General features: G+C 54.2%; 17 protein-coding genes and 2 pseudogenes. All 19 read right to left on the bottom strand.

Annotation, left to right across the window (positions count from 1 at the left end; genetic code table 11):
* Window positions 1-167: 167 nt before the first annotated feature.
* Complete coding sequence (locus GPK88_RS09930) at window positions 168-1,583, bottom strand: relaxase/mobilization nuclease domain-containing protein (protein WP_215696602.1); 1,416 nt, start codon at window positions 1,581-1,583, stop codon at window positions 168-170.
* A gap of 79 nt (window positions 1,584-1,662) precedes the next feature.
* On the bottom strand, window positions 1,663-1,953 hold the full coding sequence (locus GPK88_RS09925; protein WP_005927606.1) for a CD1845 family protein: 291 nt from the start codon (window positions 1,951-1,953) through the stop codon (window positions 1,663-1,665).
* A 175-nt stretch (window positions 1,954-2,128) separates the two neighbouring features.
* Window positions 2,129-2,470, bottom strand: coding sequence for a plasmid mobilization protein (locus GPK88_RS09920; RefSeq protein ID WP_173859760.1), 342 nt, complete (start codon window positions 2,468-2,470; stop codon window positions 2,129-2,131).
* Entirely contained in the window at window positions 2,470-2,652 is a 183-nt protein-coding gene (locus GPK88_RS09915) for a DUF4316 domain-containing protein (protein WP_003500078.1), read from the bottom strand. The genes GPK88_RS09920 and GPK88_RS09915 overlap by 1 nt, the downstream gene beginning before the upstream one ends.
* Window positions 2,653-2,664: 12 nt before the next feature.
* On the bottom strand, window positions 2,665-3,255 hold the full coding sequence (locus tag GPK88_RS09910) for a defense against restriction DarA-related protein (protein ID WP_202615304.1): 591 nt from the start codon (window positions 3,253-3,255) through the stop codon (window positions 2,665-2,667).
* Window positions 3,256-3,387: 132 nt separating this feature from the next.
* Window positions 3,388-3,789, bottom strand: a complete 402-nt coding sequence (locus GPK88_RS09905; RefSeq protein ID WP_055303329.1) for a cysteine-rich VLP protein — start codon at window positions 3,787-3,789, stop codon at window positions 3,388-3,390.
* Window positions 3,790-3,981 carry a hypothetical protein gene (locus GPK88_RS09900; protein WP_003500082.1) on the bottom strand — a complete coding sequence of 64 codons (192 nt, stop codon included), beginning with the start codon at window positions 3,979-3,981 and terminating at the stop codon, window positions 3,790-3,792.
* A 2-nt stretch (window positions 3,982-3,983) separates the two neighbouring features.
* A complete protein-coding gene (locus tag GPK88_RS09895) occupies window positions 3,984-4,631 on the bottom strand; it encodes a DUF4366 domain-containing protein (RefSeq protein ID WP_215696604.1) in 648 nt (215 codons plus the stop codon).
* Window positions 4,618-4,884 carry a DUF4315 family protein gene (locus tag GPK88_RS09890; protein ID WP_005927622.1) on the bottom strand — a complete coding sequence of 89 codons (267 nt, stop codon included), beginning with the start codon at window positions 4,882-4,884 and terminating at the stop codon, window positions 4,618-4,620. Before GPK88_RS09890 ends, GPK88_RS09895 begins: the two co-directional genes overlap by 14 nt.
* Before the next feature lie 22 nt (window positions 4,885-4,906).
* Window positions 4,907-6,574 carry a C40 family peptidase gene (locus GPK88_RS09885; protein WP_195656528.1) on the bottom strand — a complete coding sequence of 556 codons (1,668 nt, stop codon included), beginning with the start codon at window positions 6,572-6,574 and terminating at the stop codon, window positions 4,907-4,909.
* 279 nt (window positions 6,575-6,853) lie between these two features.
* Complete coding sequence (locus GPK88_RS09880) at window positions 6,854-9,283, bottom strand: VirB4-like conjugal transfer ATPase, CD1110 family (protein WP_412314306.1); 2,430 nt, start codon at window positions 9,281-9,283, stop codon at window positions 6,854-6,856.
* Window positions 9,201-9,587 carry a PrgI family protein gene (locus GPK88_RS09875; protein ID WP_003500106.1) on the bottom strand — a complete coding sequence of 129 codons (387 nt, stop codon included), beginning with the start codon at window positions 9,585-9,587 and terminating at the stop codon, window positions 9,201-9,203. The genes GPK88_RS09880 and GPK88_RS09875 overlap by 83 nt, the downstream gene beginning before the upstream one ends.
* 44 nt (window positions 9,588-9,631) lie before the next feature.
* On the bottom strand, window positions 9,632-10,285 hold the full coding sequence (locus GPK88_RS09870) for a DUF7007 domain-containing protein (RefSeq protein ID WP_215696606.1): 654 nt from the start codon (window positions 10,283-10,285) through the stop codon (window positions 9,632-9,634).
* A 9-nt stretch (window positions 10,286-10,294) separates the two neighbouring features.
* Window positions 10,295-10,789 carry a SpoVG family protein gene (locus tag GPK88_RS09865; protein WP_252197745.1) on the bottom strand — a complete coding sequence of 165 codons (495 nt, stop codon included), beginning with the start codon at window positions 10,787-10,789 and terminating at the stop codon, window positions 10,295-10,297.
* Window positions 10,761-11,036, bottom strand: a pseudogene (locus tag GPK88_RS09860) (VirB6/TrbL-like conjugal transfer protein, CD1112 family); the annotation flags it as partial. The gene GPK88_RS09865 and the pseudogene GPK88_RS09860, both read right to left, overlap by 29 nt.
* Before the next feature lie 102 nt (window positions 11,037-11,138).
* The gene (locus tag GPK88_RS09855; RefSeq protein ID WP_005933772.1) at window positions 11,139-12,971 is read right to left on the bottom strand and encodes a reverse transcriptase/maturase family protein; all 1,833 of its coding nucleotides are present in this window, start codon (window positions 12,969-12,971) and stop codon (window positions 11,139-11,141) included.
* A 599-nt stretch (window positions 12,972-13,570) separates the two neighbouring features.
* Window positions 13,571-14,215 (bottom strand): annotated as a pseudogene (locus tag GPK88_RS09850) (VirB6/TrbL-like conjugal transfer protein, CD1112 family); the annotation flags it as partial.
* 41 nt (window positions 14,216-14,256) lie between these two features.
* A complete protein-coding gene (locus GPK88_RS09845; protein ID WP_016306504.1) occupies window positions 14,257-14,472 on the bottom strand; it encodes a Maff2 family mobile element protein in 216 nt (71 codons plus the stop codon).
* An 89-nt stretch (window positions 14,473-14,561) separates the two neighbouring features.
* Window positions 14,562-15,830, bottom strand: a 1,269-nt coding sequence (locus GPK88_RS09840) for a VirD4-like conjugal transfer protein, CD1115 family (protein ID WP_252197744.1), incomplete at its 5' end; no start/stop codon positions are given.

The following is a 15,830-nucleotide window of genomic DNA, read 5'->3' as shown; positions in this document are numbered from 1 at the left end:
GCCTCTGTTTTTTTGCGCCATTTTAGGGGCTGCCGCTAAGTGGCAAGCAATGCCTCTGTGGCCACAAGTGGCACAAAGGCGGCTTGTTGGGGCTCGCCCCAAACCCGTATCTTCGGGCCAACATGGCCCGAAGTGTCAGCGTCGCTTTGCTCCTTGTTTTCATAACCTTAACGCTCCTTTTCCTGCTTTCTTCCCGGTTCGGTGTAGCCCATCAGAGTGTCAATGTTCGCTTTGATCGTGACGATCTCCTGCATATCCCGTCGTGCCTTTTGATATTCTCCATAGAGCTGTTTTTTCTTTGCTGTGAGCTTACAGCCTTCTTCCTTCAGCACATCCATTTTGGGGAGCTTCGCCCCGCCCAGCAGAGAGCGCATTTCCGCTTGTGCAGCCCGGTACAGTTCAAGGTCGGCCTCATGCTCCGCAAGGAATTTCCGGCTGTACTTCGTCGCCTTATACTGCTCAAAGACTGGGCGGGTTTTGGCATACTGAACCGTTGCGGCCTTTAGCCCGGCATTGGTTTTCATGGCCTGTTCCGTCTGCTTGACCTGTTCGGAAATAACATGGAAACGGTCTGCCGCCTCGGTGGCTTTCTTCGCCAACTGCTCATAATCGGTCAGGTTATTGTCCTGTATATAGGCAAGAGCGGCGGCCATCTGCTTAATGTTAAATACCTTCGCCCAGCGTTCATATCCCGGCCCCTTACCGGCAGCCAGCTTTGCTTGAATATCCACCGCCAGACTGATTTTCCGCTCCGAGCGCCCGGGGCGTTTTTCTTTGCCCTCAATGGCGGACAGAACATCTTGCAAGTCGTAGCCGTCCCCCAGCGTGGAGGCACGCAGACGGGTGAAGCGTTCCTGTCCCTGCCCGGTCAGCCGGAAGCTGATACCGCCGCCCCGAACCGTCTTGACCTCATACCCGGCCCGCTTCATCAAATTGAGAAATTCGTCCAGATCAGCGGGGCGTTCCGCCAGCGCAGTATCAATGGCAAGGCGCAGCCTGTCCTGATAGGAAAGCGGCCCTTTCCGGTCTTTCTGCCACTCCCCATAGTTCCGATACTTGCTCTTGCTCCGGGGCTTCGGGTTCTCCACGATGGACAGCCCGTTTTCAAGGCACAGCCTGTCAGAGAGCCGCCGAAGGGCGAAGCTGGAGCCCCAAAAATTTCGGAATTTCCGGGTGCAGTCAAGGGTGGTGGAGTTGTAATAAATGTGACAATGGATGTGCTGCTTATCGGTGTGCGTGGTAACGATAAAAGCGTGCCGCCCCTTTGTCCAGCGCATAGCCAGCTCATAGCCGATACGGTTCGCCTCCTTCGGGGTGATCTCGCCCGGATAGAAGGATTGTCGTATCTGATAGCACAGCACATTATTTTCTTTCTTCTGTTCCCGGCCCGTCATAGCGGCATAGCTGGCCTTTGCCAAAAGGAACTCGTCCGCCACGGTGGCCGGATCACATTCATAAGCGGAGATATACTTTCCGCTTTCTGTTTTCTCCGGGTCCTTGCCATAGTCCAGACAATCCCGGATAGCCTCAGCAATCGTTTCGCCTTCGCCCGCATGGCGCTGTAACAAAGTTGTGGTAGCCAAAAATCATTCCTCCTTTCCATGAGAAAGGGGCGGCCCATTCCGACCGCCCCGACTTCGGGCCAGTATGGCCCGAGGCTGCTTAACTTGCCAGAAACCGGTACAGAGCGGATTTGCCTCCGTCCAGCGCCCAAAGAAGGGAGCCCGCCGCCGCTTGCAGTCCATACGGCGAAAGAAGGAAGGCAAGAAACAGAAATACAATCCCGCCTATGGGCGTCGGCGTGAAAAAGAGAGCGACACCCAGCACCGTCAGGATCACAGAGGCAATCGTCAGCAGGACGGCACAAATATCAAATAGGAACACCAGCAGAGCCGCCAGAAGGGACAACGCCAAAGCAAAGGGAGCAACCAATATTTTCAGCAGTATCTTCATCTTCAAAACCTCCTTTATCTATCCTTCCTACCTCTATTTTATCATGCTTGCCCGGAGACATAAATGTTGCGAAAGATTAGTAAATCCTGTCCCAAACTTTTGGGTCATACTGGCCCGAAGTGGTAAAAAAAGAGCAGGGCGGCAAGCCCCGCAACGGAAGCCTGCCGCCCTCGTCTTACTTTGCCACCAGCTCGGAAAGCTCCCGCAGCACCTTTGACACCTCGCCCCACAGCTTTTCATAGTCCCGCTTCAATCCGTCGATTTCCTCCGGGTACACGCCATAGGTGTGTGCGTGTACGGCGACCTGATTGAGATTGTTGGAACAGCGCCGTTGCAGAGAGATCAGCTCTTTTACGGGCGTAAGGTCGATGTGCAGGATATACCCGTTCAGAGCCATTTTCCGTACATAAGCCCCGGTGTTGGAAATGCCCGCCTCGGCCATCCGCTCATGGATGGCCGCCAGCTCGTCCGGTGTTACCATGACGTGCAGATGGACATTCCGCTTGCGGTTCTCCATCAGCGTTCCAGCTCCCGGCCTTTCCGGCGTTCTTTGGGCTCCTTTACCTTATCCAGCGGTTTTGCGTCCAACTCCGGGGGCGTGGGCGGGATGGGCGTGTTGTTGGGTACGCCGTCGATCATGTTGCAGTTCTGCTCTGTGGAGAGCTCGGCGGTTTTCAGATAGTTGTCTTTTTCGTGCATGGCGATCCTCCTTTATCGTTCCTCATGGTTTTTATGGTTTCGCTTCTGGCCGGGTTCCTTCGGGGGTTCCTGCCCTCTGGTTTCATCTTTGAGCCGGGCAGTAATGGATGGGCGCACCCGGTCAGGATTGCCCGGTGCTGGTTTCAGCTCATAATCCTCCATCTGCTTTTCGGTCAGCGGCTTTGCGTAGGTCAGTTCGCCCCATGCCATCAGCCTGCCGTCTGCCACAGGACGCCGCCTGTCATCATCGTAGTTGACGATGGAAAGAGGCTGGTTATCCGGCGGCTTCGGGTAAGTTCCTATGTCCACGGGCCGCTGGGTGGAATAATAGCGGTAAACGCCCTCCGGTCCCAGCTCGGTATGCTTGACCGCCGCATGGTAAAACTGCTGATAGTCGTCCACCCGGCGGTCAAAGTCCCTCTGCGCCCACGCCTGACTGGTTCCATAGCGGCCCCAGTAGTAATCCCGATGGCCGTTTTCCCCCTCGGTAAACTGCCAGGTCACAAAGGGGCTCGGCGCTCCCGGATTATGCCCCAGCGCAAAGCCGTGTCCGGTTTCAAAGGTGGCAGCTTTCAAAATCACATATCCTTGTACTGTCTCCAAGAGATCCCTCCTTTCTGTGCCTCGGGTCAACATGACCCGAAGTGCTGGATGTTACGAAATAAGAGGGCAGACCGGGGAGAAATGTAATAAGATATTCCCACCCCGGAAACACCCTCAAAAAAGCCCGGAATGTCAAGCCTTTGGAGGCGGCAAATCGTAACAGCCGCCCGGCCTTTTCTCCCGCATTTTCCTCATGCGTTCCCGGCTTTTCCGGCGGTTCCCTTCGGCCTTGCAGGCGTCGGAGCAGTAGGCTTGACGCCCCTCGGGCAAAAATGCCTTTCCGCAGACCGCACAGGCCCGCAGCTCCGGGGAGATGCCTTCCGTTGTCAGCGACGCTTGAAGCTCCGGGTTAAGAGGTAGGACAGCCTCACGGAAATAACGGCAGTACGCCCCTGTCCAGCACTTGTGCAGCATATAGCAGGCACAGTCAAGAGGAAGGCACAGGCCGCTTTCCCGGTCATAGTTGGCGCACATCCCCATGACAAGAGAACGGATTTTCTTCTTCTCGTCACGGGTCAGCTCCCGGGCGTCCATTTAAGACTTCGGGCCACGATGGCCCGAAGGGCGGGGCTCCACGATCAGCGCCCGGAACTTCTTCCGGCACTGTTTTTTCTTTCCTTTGCACTCCTTGTAGTAACGGCATCCCTTACAAGGGTCGTCATTGTCCCAGCCGGGGTGCGGTACTTCCTTCATCATTCGTTCAAAAGGGCTGCTTGTAAAATTCATTCTCATTCCTCCGTATCTTCCTCCCACGGCGGGGTATCTTCGTCCTCGGGTTCCTCTGCGATCTCCTCCAGCTCCCCGTCCTCATATTCGCAGTAATCATCTTCCAAATCCGGGGCTTCATGCTTCGGCTTGTAAATCTTGAAATAGTAACCAATCCCACCGCCGGCCAGCACCACCGCACCGATCAGGAGCAGAGAGAGAAGGGGGCTGTCCTTTTTCTCCGGCTCGGATTCCGGTACTTCCTCCACCGGTTCGGTGGGCTTTGGCTCTGGCTCCGGGGTCACTTCTTTGGGCGGTTCCTTACCCTGTTCGGCAAGAGGCAGAAGGTCGTCTGTGGTAACGGTATTGAGGAAATAGACGTTCTCGCTGGTTTTCTGTTTGTCGATCACCAGATAAAACACGCTCTCGTCTGCTGTGGTAATGGTGTAAAACTCTTTACCGTCCTCGTCGGTGGCGTTGTCCACCACGGTTCCCGTCCCGTCCGGGGTAAAGGGGTTCTGTGTTTCCGGCTCCGCTTCGGTTTCCGCCGGGGCGGGAGCTGTCTCCGGCTGTGGCTCGCTGCTCTGGGCGTAGGCCGGGACCGTAAAGATCAGGCAACACAAAAGGCTGGCAGCCATCGCAGCCAGCCTGCGGTATTTAGTTTTCTTCATGGGCTGTGTCCTCCTTTTCGGGTGCCTCCGGCTTCGGGTCAGTATGGCCCGAAGCGGTAAGGCTGTTTTTGGGGTCATTCAGAAATGCCATCAGCTGGGCGGGCGTCAGTTTAAGGGAGCGCACTGCCTGCACGATCTGGCTGTTTTCTTCCTCCTGTTTCTGCTTTTCCAGCTCCCGGATTTTGGCCTGCCACTCGGCAGCCTTCTCCCGGGCTTTTTCCAGTTCCTTATCGAGCTTGTCGATCTTGTTCATGCAAGGACTCCTTTCCTCTGGCTCACAAACGCCCGAAGGCATAGAAATGTGTCTGCCAGTAGCTTGAATTGATGTTTGCGTATTGGATGGGCGAACCACAATGGAGCATCATCCCGTCGCCCACATAAATCCCGACATGGGACACAGGGCCGGGGCTGTCATAGGTTCCCGTGAAAAAGATAATATCGCCGGGCTTTGCCTCGGAGGGAGAAATGATGGCACACTGGTTATAAATGCCCTGCGCCGTGGTACGGGGCAGGTTGTGGACGCCGCTGGCCGTGTACACCCAGCAGACAAAGCCCGAACAGTCAAAGGAGGTGGACGGGCTGGAGCCGCCCCACACATAGGGCCAGCCGATGTATTTTGTGGCTTCTTCCATGAGCGCCGCAAAAGCCGGGTCATCCAGCGCCTCACCGGGTATCTCATAGCTGGGGCCGGTATCTTCGCCGCCGTTGTAAATCCCTTCCCACAGATAGGGTTTGTTGCCTTTGAGCTGCTGCATAACGATGTAGATTTCCCGCTGCTGTTCGTTAAGCCTCGGCAGGATCACGGCGGGCAGCGTTTTGTTTGTGAGGGTCACATTGAGAATGTAATACTCATAGGGGACTTCCTCGGTGGTGGTTTCCCCGGTCTCCGGGTCAGTGCTGGTTTCGGTGCGGTAGCGTATCTCGACTTCCTCCGTCAAGGTCAGCTCATACTGTGCCTCGAAGATTTCCCGCAGTTCGTCCTGCACCTGTTCCCGGAAATACACATGGTACTTTGCCGAGAGATAGGACGCCAGCTCATAGGGGTTATGGCCGATCTCGTCCACGGAATAGCGGTACTCGTCATAGCCGGGATGGGTGCTTTCGATGTTCGCTACCGTCTGCGCCAGCTCGTTTTCCAGTGCCGTGTAGTCCTCGTCCACCCCCAGCAGGTCCGTATCCTCCGAGGCGTAGGAGGTGCCGGATAACGCATTGGCAAGGCCGCTGCCAAGCGTGGGAAAGATAGAGCTTACCGCCGACACAAGAAAACAGAGCAGCAACAGCAGGAGCAGGACCAGCACCGCCACGGGATGACGGGTCACAAACTGCGCCGCCCGACGGGTCGCAGTTCCCGAAGCGGCAGCGGTTTTCTTTGCGGCCTTTGCGCCCTGTTTTGCAGCCGCCTTTGCTTCTTTGGAATACCGGCGTTTCAGTTTCCATTTCTGCTGCACACGGGAAAGCGGATTGCTGGCAAGTTCCGGGTGCTCGGAGGCCATCTTTTGAAAATCCACATTGGCCCGGGCTTTTATGTCCTTCCGTTCCCACTTTGCCACCTTCCGGGCTGGGTGTTCCCGCCAGCGGCGTTTGGCATAGCGGGTCAGTTTCCGGGCTCCGGCCTCTGCGGCCAGCTCGGATTTATGGGCTCCTTCCACACCCACATTTTCATGCTCAACCTCGTGTATCTTGTTGTGGACATAGAACCACGCTTCTGTACGGGCTCCCCGGACTGCCTTTTTTGCAAGCCCCGGCGGCTTCTTCGCTGCCCGTTTTGCCTCGGTCTTGTCCAGTTTCTCCCGGGCCTTTCCCAGCTTTTCCCCGGCGTGTTCCGCTTTTGCCTGTGCTTTCTGGTACTTGTCCTTTTTGCTCCCGGCCTTCTCGGCGGAGCCCTCCGGCTCCTGTGCCTTGCCGGTATCCTGCGGCCCGCCCGCTTCATCTTCCTGCCTCATGCGGTCAGAGGGACGGCTTTTCCGGCTGTCCTCTTGAAACTTACCGCTTTTGGACTTCGGGCCATTGTGGCCCGAAGAACTGTCCTGCCCGGTATCCTCGTCCTTAAACCGCAGGCGTCGGGATGGTGCGGGGGAAGGCCCTTCCCGTTCAGCCGGTCCGGGGCGATTGCTCCCGGTATCCTCCGTCGGCCCCGGCCTTTGAAAATTCCGTTTATCCGGTTTCTTTCCGATGATGTATCCCTCCTTTCCAAACTTCGGGCCATCATGGCCCGAAGTGCGTTATGCCCGGTTCATTTCCTGTTTTTTGTCCTCCGGGCGGGTGGTCATAATGGCGTACAGCTCGGTATTCTGCGGGAAGCGGTCAACAAACGGGATGGTGGTATTCCCGAAGAACAGCAGCCCTTCGCCGGAATTGGTATGGGTCACATAGGAAAGCTGGTGGGGGCTGATCCCAAGCTGTTTGGCTAAAATCTGCCGGTCCCCCTGTGCCTGCGAGAGCAGCACAAGGAAGTCCGAGTTTTCAAAGATGTTCTCGATCTCCGGGCTTGCCAGAAAATCCTTCACGTTCTGCGTTAAAGCACTGGGAACGCACCCTTTTTTTCGCAGCATTTTCCAGATCGCCACACAATAGCTTGCCGTCAGCCGGTCACGGAGCAGCACATGGAACTCGTCGAAGTAGCACCATGTAGCGATACCGCGGAGGAAATTCATGGACACCTGCGAGTTTACCAAGTCCTGCATAATGAGCATGGCAATCGTCCGAAGACCGGCCCCCAGCTTTTTTAAGTCAAGGCATACCAGACGGCGGTTCAAGTCCACATTGGTTTCATGGTTGAATACGTTAAGGGAACCTGACACATAGATTTCAAGGGCCGTTGCCAGCCGTACCGCCTCGCCCTCCGGCTGGGAACAGAGCAGGTCATACAGGGTTTGGAGGGTCGGCATTTTGCTTGTTTCCGGGTCCTGCAAGTGTTCCCGGTACATCTGGCGTACACAGCGGTCAATGACGGTCCGCTCCACCGGCTGCAAGCCATCCTTGCCGCCGACGATCAGCTCCATCAGCGACAGGATAAAGTCGGCTTTCAGCGCCATCGGGTTTTCCTCGTCAAAGCTCAGGTCAATGTCCATCGGGTTGATGTGGTGGGGGCTGTCCGGGGCGATCTCGATGACCTGTCCGCCCAGCCGCTTGATAAGGGGCGAGTATTCGCCCATCGGGTCCACCACAATGATCCGGTCACGGGTGGCAAGGAACACGTTCACAAGCTCCCGCTTTGCGGCGAAGGATTTACCGGAGCCCGGCACACCGAGGAACAGGCCGTTGGGGTTTTTGAGCTTTTTCCGGTTTGCCATGATGACGTTATGGGAAAGGGCGTTGAGCCCGTAATAGACGGCTTCGCCATCCATGCGGAGCTCCTGCGTCATAAAGGGAACGAAAATGGCCGTGGAGCTGGTCGTCATGCCGCGCTTGATCTCAATGCCGTTATGACCCAGCGGAAGGCTGGAAAGAAAACCGTCCTCCTGCTGGAAGTCCAGCCGCTTCAAGGTGCAGTTGTATTTCTGGACGATACCCGACACTGTGAACAGGTCGTTGTCCAGCTCCCGGCGGGTTGGGGCCATGTTTACCACAAGGAAGGTCAGAAGGAACATTCTTTCATTCCGGCTCTGTAAATCTTCCAGAAGGGTCTTTGCGTCGTTGCTGTACGTTACAAGGTCGGGCGGAAGTATGTCCATGTCGTACCCGGACCGGGCTGCCTTCTTTTGTTCCTCCACCTTCATCTTGTCAATGTCGGAGACTTTGGCCTTGATAGATTTTACGGCGGCGGCCTGATCGACGGTTTGGATATGGAGAGTGATGGTCATTTCCGCATCCATTTCCAAAAGCTCCGCCAGCAGCTTGTCCGAGAGCTCTGAGGCCAAAATCTGTAAGTAGGAGGCAGCGCCCCAAGTCGTCCCCACCCGGAACAGACGGCTGAAACGAAAATCGAAACTGTCCGGGGCGATAAAGTCTTTGGTGGAAAGCCCGGTTTTGGGGATCATATCCCATGAAAACCGGAAGGGGGAGCCGCTGCCGGGGTGGAGCTGTCCGTGAAGGAGTTCCAGCCGTTCCAGCCCCGAAAGGGAGCGGCACTTGACGCCCAGCTTTTTGAAGTTCCCGCAAATGTCCGCCTCTACACGTTCCAGCCTTGCCCTGGCGGTGGGAAGGTCGTCCACGTTCACGCCGAAGGTCAGGAGCTTTGTGCGGACAATGCCGTTGTTGCTTTTGGCGATCTGGTTTTCCAGCATTTCCACATACTCACACCGGACGCTGTTGTAATCATCGTCCTGCATGGGGATGTTCACGCTGTACCGGCTGCCCGGGCGGCTCCGGTGGTTGAGGAAGGAAAGCTGGAACGGAAGGCTGCTGTCAAAGTAGTTGAGGCAGGCGCTCCACCCGTCAAAGATGGCCGCCTGATCTTCGGACTGTGCGAGCTGGTAGTTGATGTCCTCGTATTCAATGGTTTTGGTGTAATAGCGGTCCGCTACCCGGCACACCCCGTCCCGGTACATTTCCCGGTAAGGGAGGGTCTGCTGGGCGGTGGTGGGAATGTTCTTTCCTTTCGTGAACAGGCCGGTAAGGCCCTGCTTTTCAGGCTTTCTGCCTGCGGGCTTTCCGGCCCTTCTGTTGTTTCGCAATCGGCTGCGCCTCCTTTCTGGCGCTAAGCAGCGCATAGAAGTTTTCGGTTTTGTAAGGCCGCACCCGGGGATAGAGGAACCGGGTGCGGATGATGTTTTTCAGCACTTTTTCCAGCGGAAGGCCATCCCGTTCATACATAGCCAGAAAGAAGAACGGGAGCATGAGGCCGATCATCAGGAACATGGCGGCGCTGTTCCCGATACTGCCACGGGAAAACAGGTAAGCCGGGAGGCCCACCGCCGCCGCGCTGGAAAAACAAACAAGCTGGCGCTTCGTCAGATTGAAGGCCAGCTTTGTCTTGATTTTGGAAAGGTCTTTTGGTACTGGTACATAGGCCATTTTGGTACACCTCCTTTATTGCTTCGGGCCAGCATGACCCGAGGTTATCTTGCGGCCTCTTTGGCCGGGGCTGTGCTGCGGGCAGCTTCGGCGGCCTCTCGTCCGCTCTGCCTTGCCCGCCAGTATTCGGGGTGATACTGCCGGATGGACTGATTGAGTTTTTCTTCAAACTGTCCTTTGTCCTTAATGCGGTCAGGGATTTTCCTCAGCTTTTTGTCCAGCAGCTCCCGGAGCACTACGCTTTCCTGTGCGTCCTCCTCATAGCAGATATAGCCCTTGTCCTTGAAGCCGCATTTTTTGGCCGCTGGGGAGAGAACGGCGGCTACCTCGTTTGCCACCATCGTTCCGCCGTGGCTGGCGGTAGATACCAGAAACACCCCCGGACAGAGGGTTTCACAATTCTGCACCTCGCCCCACGGGGAGCTTTTCGGCGCATGGAACATTCCGCCCGTCCGGCTCCGGTCCGCCTGCATGAGCGCCGCCTTTTCCAAGATGGCTTTCAGTTCTGGGGAAAAATAGGCATATTCCCGAAGAACACGGGCAGCCTCCCCGCCGCAGGCGTTCATCAACAGGGTATAGGCGTCGCTGTCCGCTTTGGTACAGCGGCCCAGCAGTTTTCCGTCGTAATAGCAGGCCGCGTCATAGCCCGTCCGTTTGCGTGGCATGGTTCCCGCCTCCTTTCTGCTTCGTGCCAGCATGGCCCGAGGTCAACGCTCTGCACTGCGGCTGGGCTTTTCCTTCGGAGGCCGCTCTGCCTTTGCCTGTTCGGCAGCCGCTTTTCCGGCTTTGAGCTGGTCGCTGATGGACGCACGCCCCACAGAGCCGCGCTCCGCCATCTGTTCCAGCTTTGCCTCATAGGCTTGCAGAACAGCAGTATTGAGCTGTTCCCGGAACTCCTTTGTGACAGGGTAGGCCATATCCCGATAGCCGCCTTTGCCGTCTGGCTGGCTGGGCATCCCAAGAAAGAGCCCCTTGCTGCCCTGTACGATTTTCAGATTTTCCACCACAAAGCAGTCATTGAATTTCACGCTGGCAAAGCCCATGAGGTTTTTCACAGGTTCGATGACCCGCACGCTTACATCCAGCTTTATAGGGGCGGCTGGTGTTCCGCCCGCAGTTTTTTCCTGCATGGATTTCTCCTTTCCGCTTCGGGTCAGCATGGCCCGAAGTCTCTTAATGGCAGCCGAAGATGGATTTTGCAAGACTGCCTGTTTTGAATAAGGTAAAACACAGCAGCACCGTATATCCCACGCAGCCCCAGATCGCCCCGATGGGGTCGCCGTCGGTGGCGATACTCTGGATCAGCACCGCATAGATGGCGACACAGACCAAGATCAACAGACCTTGAAAGCCCACCGCAAAGAGGGAGCGGAAATAGTTCTGCCCCATGTGTCCGGTTTCCCTGTTGGGGACGGTGGCAAACGGGATAGGCGCTAAACTTGTGAGTAGTAGGGTAAGAACCCGGCGCCTTACCATATCACTATGGCAGGTTTCCGAGAACTCCCCTCCGAACCGGACTTACACCTCTCAGCGTATCCGGCTCTCCAGATGTCAGTCTAATTTCCCCGCGTGTAACTTGTCGTGACAGTAGACGCAGAGTGCCATTGTCTTGCGCTTACGCCCAATCATGGCGATTTCCCATTGTTTTCTGCCACTTAAATCTTTGAGTTTTCGTATATGGTGTATTTCAAGCGGCACATTCTCTGCGCCACACCACTCACACCTGTTTGCTTGCAGTCTTTTTATAAGACTATTACGCCCATAATTCTCAAAAATTCTTGCTACTATATCAGGATTTCCGCTTTCTACTTTAGTGTCCCGGCGGAACCCATTATTGTAAAACAATACCTTTCCGACCTTGCCGTTTTTCTTCGGATATTCCACAACAAAATCTTTTCCTTGACGGTACTTGCGGATAATTCTGCTGATTCGTGTCCGATATTTTCCAGCAAAGGTTTTGAGCATACTGTATCTCATTACATAGTAGAAGTTATTGAGTACAGACACGTTGTTTGCAAGTCGGTAGTAGTTATACAATCCACGGATTTCTGCGTTGTATTGGTTTAGGATTTCCAAATCGTCCAAGTGCAACAGGCGAGTGCGCCGGACAGGTTCCCAAACCTCTTTGTTTCCATTTTGTTTGTCGTATTTAATCTTGAGGGCATTGTAGGAGAACAGTCGTTTTACCCACTTATCATGGGGAACATAAAGTAAGACTTTTCCATTGTTTACCCGTCTGGTAGCCCCGGTTTTGGTCTTTTTGTTGTGTTCGCCTTTGGCGATTGTGACCTCATATCCCAAGAACTTCGCAGCGTCGTGTCCATGAGTAATCAATGTCTTTTCCTCGGACATTTCCAGATGGAGTTTGTCCCGGATAAAGCAGCCTACATCTTGTTTAATCTGTTCTGCGTCCTCTTTGCTGCCGATAACTCCAATTAAGAAATCATCGGCATATCGGATATAGCAAATCCGTTTATAGCTATCGTCCATCTGGTCGCTATACGGCATAGATTTCAGACTACGCCGCAGTTCCCGGATTTCTGCAATTAAGCCCTCTTTTTCTTCCTCGCTCATTTTAGAGAGATTTCTTTTAAGCCTTTGTTCTTTCCCCCGGCAGACATCCAGCTTCTTCTTGAACGCAGGATTGATTTTACGGCGGTTTCCGCAGTTGAATTTCTCTGCATACTCTGCCATATAGCTATCCAGTTCGTTCATGTAGATGTTTGCAAGGATAGGGCTGATGATGGAGCCTTGCGGAGTGCCGGAATAAGTATTGTGATAATTCCAATCCTCCATATATCCAGCTTTCAAGAACTTCCAGAGCAGACCGATGAAATGTTCATCTGCAATCCGCTTTCGCAAAATAGCAATCAACACATGATGGTCTACGTTGTCAAAACAGCCCTTTATATCTCCCTCAACGAACCACTTTGTCCCCGTAAAATATTTCTGCACATATTTGAGTGCCGTATGACAGCTTCTGTTTATACGGAAACCGTGGGAATAGTCGCTAAAGGTTGGCTCATAAATACTCTCTAAGATGAGCCGCACCACCTCCTGTATCAGTTTATCGTCGAATGACGGTATCCCCAGAGGACGCATTTTCCCATTGGATTTCGGGATATACGTTCTCCTTGCCGGGTTAGGCTGATAACTAAAATCCCGCATCTTTTCAATGAGGGCGTTTATCCTTGCCATTCCCATTCCGTCAATGGTTTTGCCGTCTGTTCCGGCTGTCATGTTGCCTGGTTTCGCCTGTATCCGCTGATATGCCAGCAGATAGAATTGTGGATTGTACAGGTTGCGGTATAACCGCTCGTACTTGTAGCTCTTGTTACACGCCTTGGATTTTAGGCTTTCCAACACATTTTCAGGACTTCTCATAATGCCTCACGCACCTTTCCTTTTTATGAATTGGTTGACATCCTGCCTCCCTTCGCCATGTAGACGGCTTTCCCGCCCTCGGACTACTACGGAGGCTCCGTTGCCATGCCGGATATTCAGCGTCATCTTTCTTGGGTTTTTACCCCTTGAAATTTATCGCCTTGCGGCATTACGCATAGCCGGATAGTTCCGGCGTTCCGGTTTAGGCAATCTCCAGTTAGACACTTTGGGAAAAGCGTATTGTGATGTCGGTAGTGGGTTTTCGTCCTTTTCCGCTTACTGCGGCTGGCTGTCATAAGTATCGTGCGGTCTGTGTTTACCTGTCACATTCCGCTATGACATACGGCGAATACAACCATCCTGCGCCGCCGGGTCGAGTATCCCGCCTCGGACTGCCCTTAAAGCAGTTTAGCCTTGCTCCTCATTCACAATGTTGCGTCTTGCCGCTCAGTCGTGGGTAGATGGTTTTCCCAACTTGCGATTTTTCCGATACGCTATTGTCCCCCTTGTGGTTTCCCTCCGGGGTAAATCGGATGACGCTAAAGTGACGCTTTTCACGTCTTTGATACTTTTCTTTACCGGCTTGCTAAAGCCGGGTTCCCAAAATGCCCGCACACCGCCTTTGGATGAAAAGCGGCGCTTCTGGACGCGCAATAAATTTCAATCATACGGCCATATACGATAACGAAGATCACGATGTTTAAGGCAATCATGGTAAGCTGGATCAGGAAGGACTGGAGCCAGAGTCCGAACAGAGGGCCTAACTCCATCGCCTCAAGCTCTGTCCGCAAACTGTCCAGCACATCCGGCGTGATCTCTGTCCCGTTCTGGATAATGCCCGCTGACTGCTGTATCACATGCTGGCTCACATCAAAGACCGCCAGCACGATATTGAAGGTGTTCGTCAGGATCATCACAGCCACAAAGGTTTTGAACACCCACTTAAAAAACATCCATGTGTCAACTTCATGGAGGTTGTTGCGTTCTATGAGCATCTGTATCAGCTCATAAGTCATTACAAAAGTGAGGATGACCCCGGCGATTGGCAGGATGGCAGTTTCAGAGATCTGTCGTATCATGGAAAAGACCCCGGCGTTCCAGTCCGCCGGGGTCGTGCCTACCTGTGTGGCGATCTCGCCAACGCTCTGATTGACGTTATCGAAAAGACCATCCAGATTTCCCATGATACCATCGACGAGCAGACCTTTCAGCCATTCAACGATTGCGTCGATGATAAAGTCCATACATCAGCTCCTTTTCTGGAAAAAGGGACAACGGGTGACATTTAGCTGAACAGCCCGGACAGCAGAGGGATAAGCTGAAGACCGATCAGAACGACACCGCCGCCCGCCATCAGCTGCTTAATGCCCTGGCTTTTTGCCGCAGGGTTGTCCGACCCGTAACCTTCCAGAAGGTTGATGACGCCCCATACCGCCAGACCGGCGCCAAGAGCCATGACCAGAATTTTGAGAATGTCGATTGCCTGATTGAAAAATTCCATATACGTTCCTCCATTTTGTTTGTTTGATGATTTTGGGTACAAAAAAAGCCGCCCACATCGGCGGCGCTTCGGGTCAACATGGCCCGAAGTTACACAAACTCGTCGCTGTCCAGATCATCGAAATTCAACAGGTCAGCTTCTTCGTCCGTGTCGGAGCCGTCCACTTCGTACACCGTGTATTCGTCCTCCGGCTTTAGTCTCAATGGCCGGTGGCGGAACAGGCTTTCCAAGCGGAAGGCGTTTTTCTTTTTATCAAATTCGGCTGTGTACTTGTAATTCGGGTGCTTTTTCAAGTCATACTTCGGGGACAGGAAGGGCGGGAGCCCCCGAAGCTGCAAGATACATTTATCCCCGGGCATGGTGGTGATCTCGCTGGTGGTCATCAGCTCCCGGCCAAGCCGCTGCATATTCTGGCTGTAACTTTCAGACTGTCCACGGCTTCGGCCCTCGGTCTGCATAGAGATGGTGGCCTTGCCCAGCCAGTTTTCCGAAATATCCTTTAGGGTGGAAGCCTCCCGGCCTCCGAGGAATACGATACTGTCCATGTTGCCCATGATGGTTTCGGAATGGTCTTTGTACAATGCCTTGCACTGGCTCATTGCCTGATAAAAAAGCGTCAGGCTGATCTCACGGGAGCGGATGACGGCCACGATCTTTTCCAGCCCCGGCACCTGTCCGGTGTTGGCTGCCTCGTCCCACAGCACCCGCACATGGTAGGGCAGACGCCCGCCATAGGTGTTATCAGCCCGTTCACACAGAAGGTTGAACATCTGCGAAAAAGCGAGGGCAACCAAAAAGTTGTAGGTGGTGTCCGTGTCGCTGATAAGAAAGAACAGCGCTGATTTTTCATCCCCCAGCTTATCCAGCTCCAGTTCGTCATAAGACATGATCTCCCGAAGTTGGGGAATATCAAAGGGAGCCAGTCTTGCACCGCAGGAAATCAAAATGCTTTTGGCTGTCTTGCCGCTGGCGAGCTTGTATTTCTTATACTGCCTCACGGCGAAGTGCTGGGGGCTGCGGCGTTCCAGCCCGTCAAACATATAGTCCACCGCGTTTTTGAAGGTTTCGTCATCCTCCCGGACTTCCATGCTGTTTATCATTTCCACCAGCGTATTCATGTTGCGTTCTTCTTCCGGCCCCTCAAAGACGATGTAGGCCACAAGGGCGCAGTACAAGAGGGTTTCGGCTTTGGTCCAGAACTCGTCGCCCTCCTTGCCGTCGCCTTTGGTGTTGGCAATCAAGGCGGTAACGAATTTCAAAACATCGCTTTCCGTCTTGATGTCGGGTAAGAGACTGGCATTGCTGCCAGCCCCTCCCCTAAGAACCGTACGTGACAGTTTCCCGTCATACGGCTCAAG

The sequence above is a fragment of the Blautia sp. MCC269 genome (assembly GCF_018785655.1).
Taxonomy (GTDB): Bacteria; Bacillota; Clostridia; order Lachnospirales; family Lachnospiraceae; genus Blautia_A.
The sequence above is the reverse complement of the archived record's forward strand: the minus strand, read 5'-3'. Positions and strand labels throughout refer to the sequence as shown.

Excerpts from the sequence above, each read along its gene's own strand:
- GPK88_RS09905 (WP_055303329.1), bottom strand. The coding sequence starts at position 3,789 with ATGGACGCCCGGGAGCTGACCCGTGACGAGAAGAAGAAAATCCGTTCT.
- GPK88_RS09900 (WP_003500082.1), bottom strand. The coding sequence starts at position 3,981 with ATGAATTTTACAAGCAGCCCTTTTGAACGAATGATGAAGGAAGTACCG.
- GPK88_RS09855 (WP_005933772.1), bottom strand. The coding sequence starts at position 12,971 with ATGAGAAGTCCTGAAAATGTGTTGGAAAGCCTAAAATCCAAGGCGTGT.
- GPK88_RS09880 (WP_412314306.1), bottom strand. The coding sequence starts at position 9,283 with ATGCGCTGCTTAGCGCCAGAAAGGAGGCGCAGCCGATTGCGAAACAAC.
- GPK88_RS09870 (WP_215696606.1), bottom strand. The coding sequence starts at position 10,285 with ATGCTGGCACGAAGCAGAAAGGAGGCGGGAACCATGCCACGCAAACGG.
- GPK88_RS09875 (WP_003500106.1), bottom strand. The coding sequence starts at position 9,587 with ATGGCCTATGTACCAGTACCAAAAGACCTTTCCAAAATCAAGACAAAG.
- GPK88_RS09895 (WP_215696604.1), bottom strand. The coding sequence starts at position 4,631 with ATGAAGAAAACTAAATACCGCAGGCTGGCTGCGATGGCTGCCAGCCTT.
- GPK88_RS09920 (WP_173859760.1), bottom strand. The coding sequence starts at position 2,470 with ATGGAGAACCGCAAGCGGAATGTCCATCTGCACGTCATGGTAACACCG.
- GPK88_RS09890 (WP_005927622.1), bottom strand. The coding sequence starts at position 4,884 with ATGAACAAGATCGACAAGCTCGATAAGGAACTGGAAAAAGCCCGGGAG.
- GPK88_RS09915 (WP_003500078.1), bottom strand. The coding sequence starts at position 2,652 with ATGCACGAAAAAGACAACTATCTGAAAACCGCCGAGCTCTCCACAGAG.
- GPK88_RS09885 (WP_195656528.1), bottom strand. The coding sequence starts at position 6,574 with ATGAGGCAGGAAGATGAAGCGGGCGGGCCGCAGGATACCGGCAAGGCA.
- GPK88_RS09925 (WP_005927606.1), bottom strand. The coding sequence starts at position 1,953 with ATGAAGATACTGCTGAAAATATTGGTTGCTCCCTTTGCTTTGGCGTTG.
- GPK88_RS09845 (WP_016306504.1), bottom strand. The coding sequence starts at position 14,472 with ATGGAATTTTTCAATCAGGCAATCGACATTCTCAAAATTCTGGTCATG.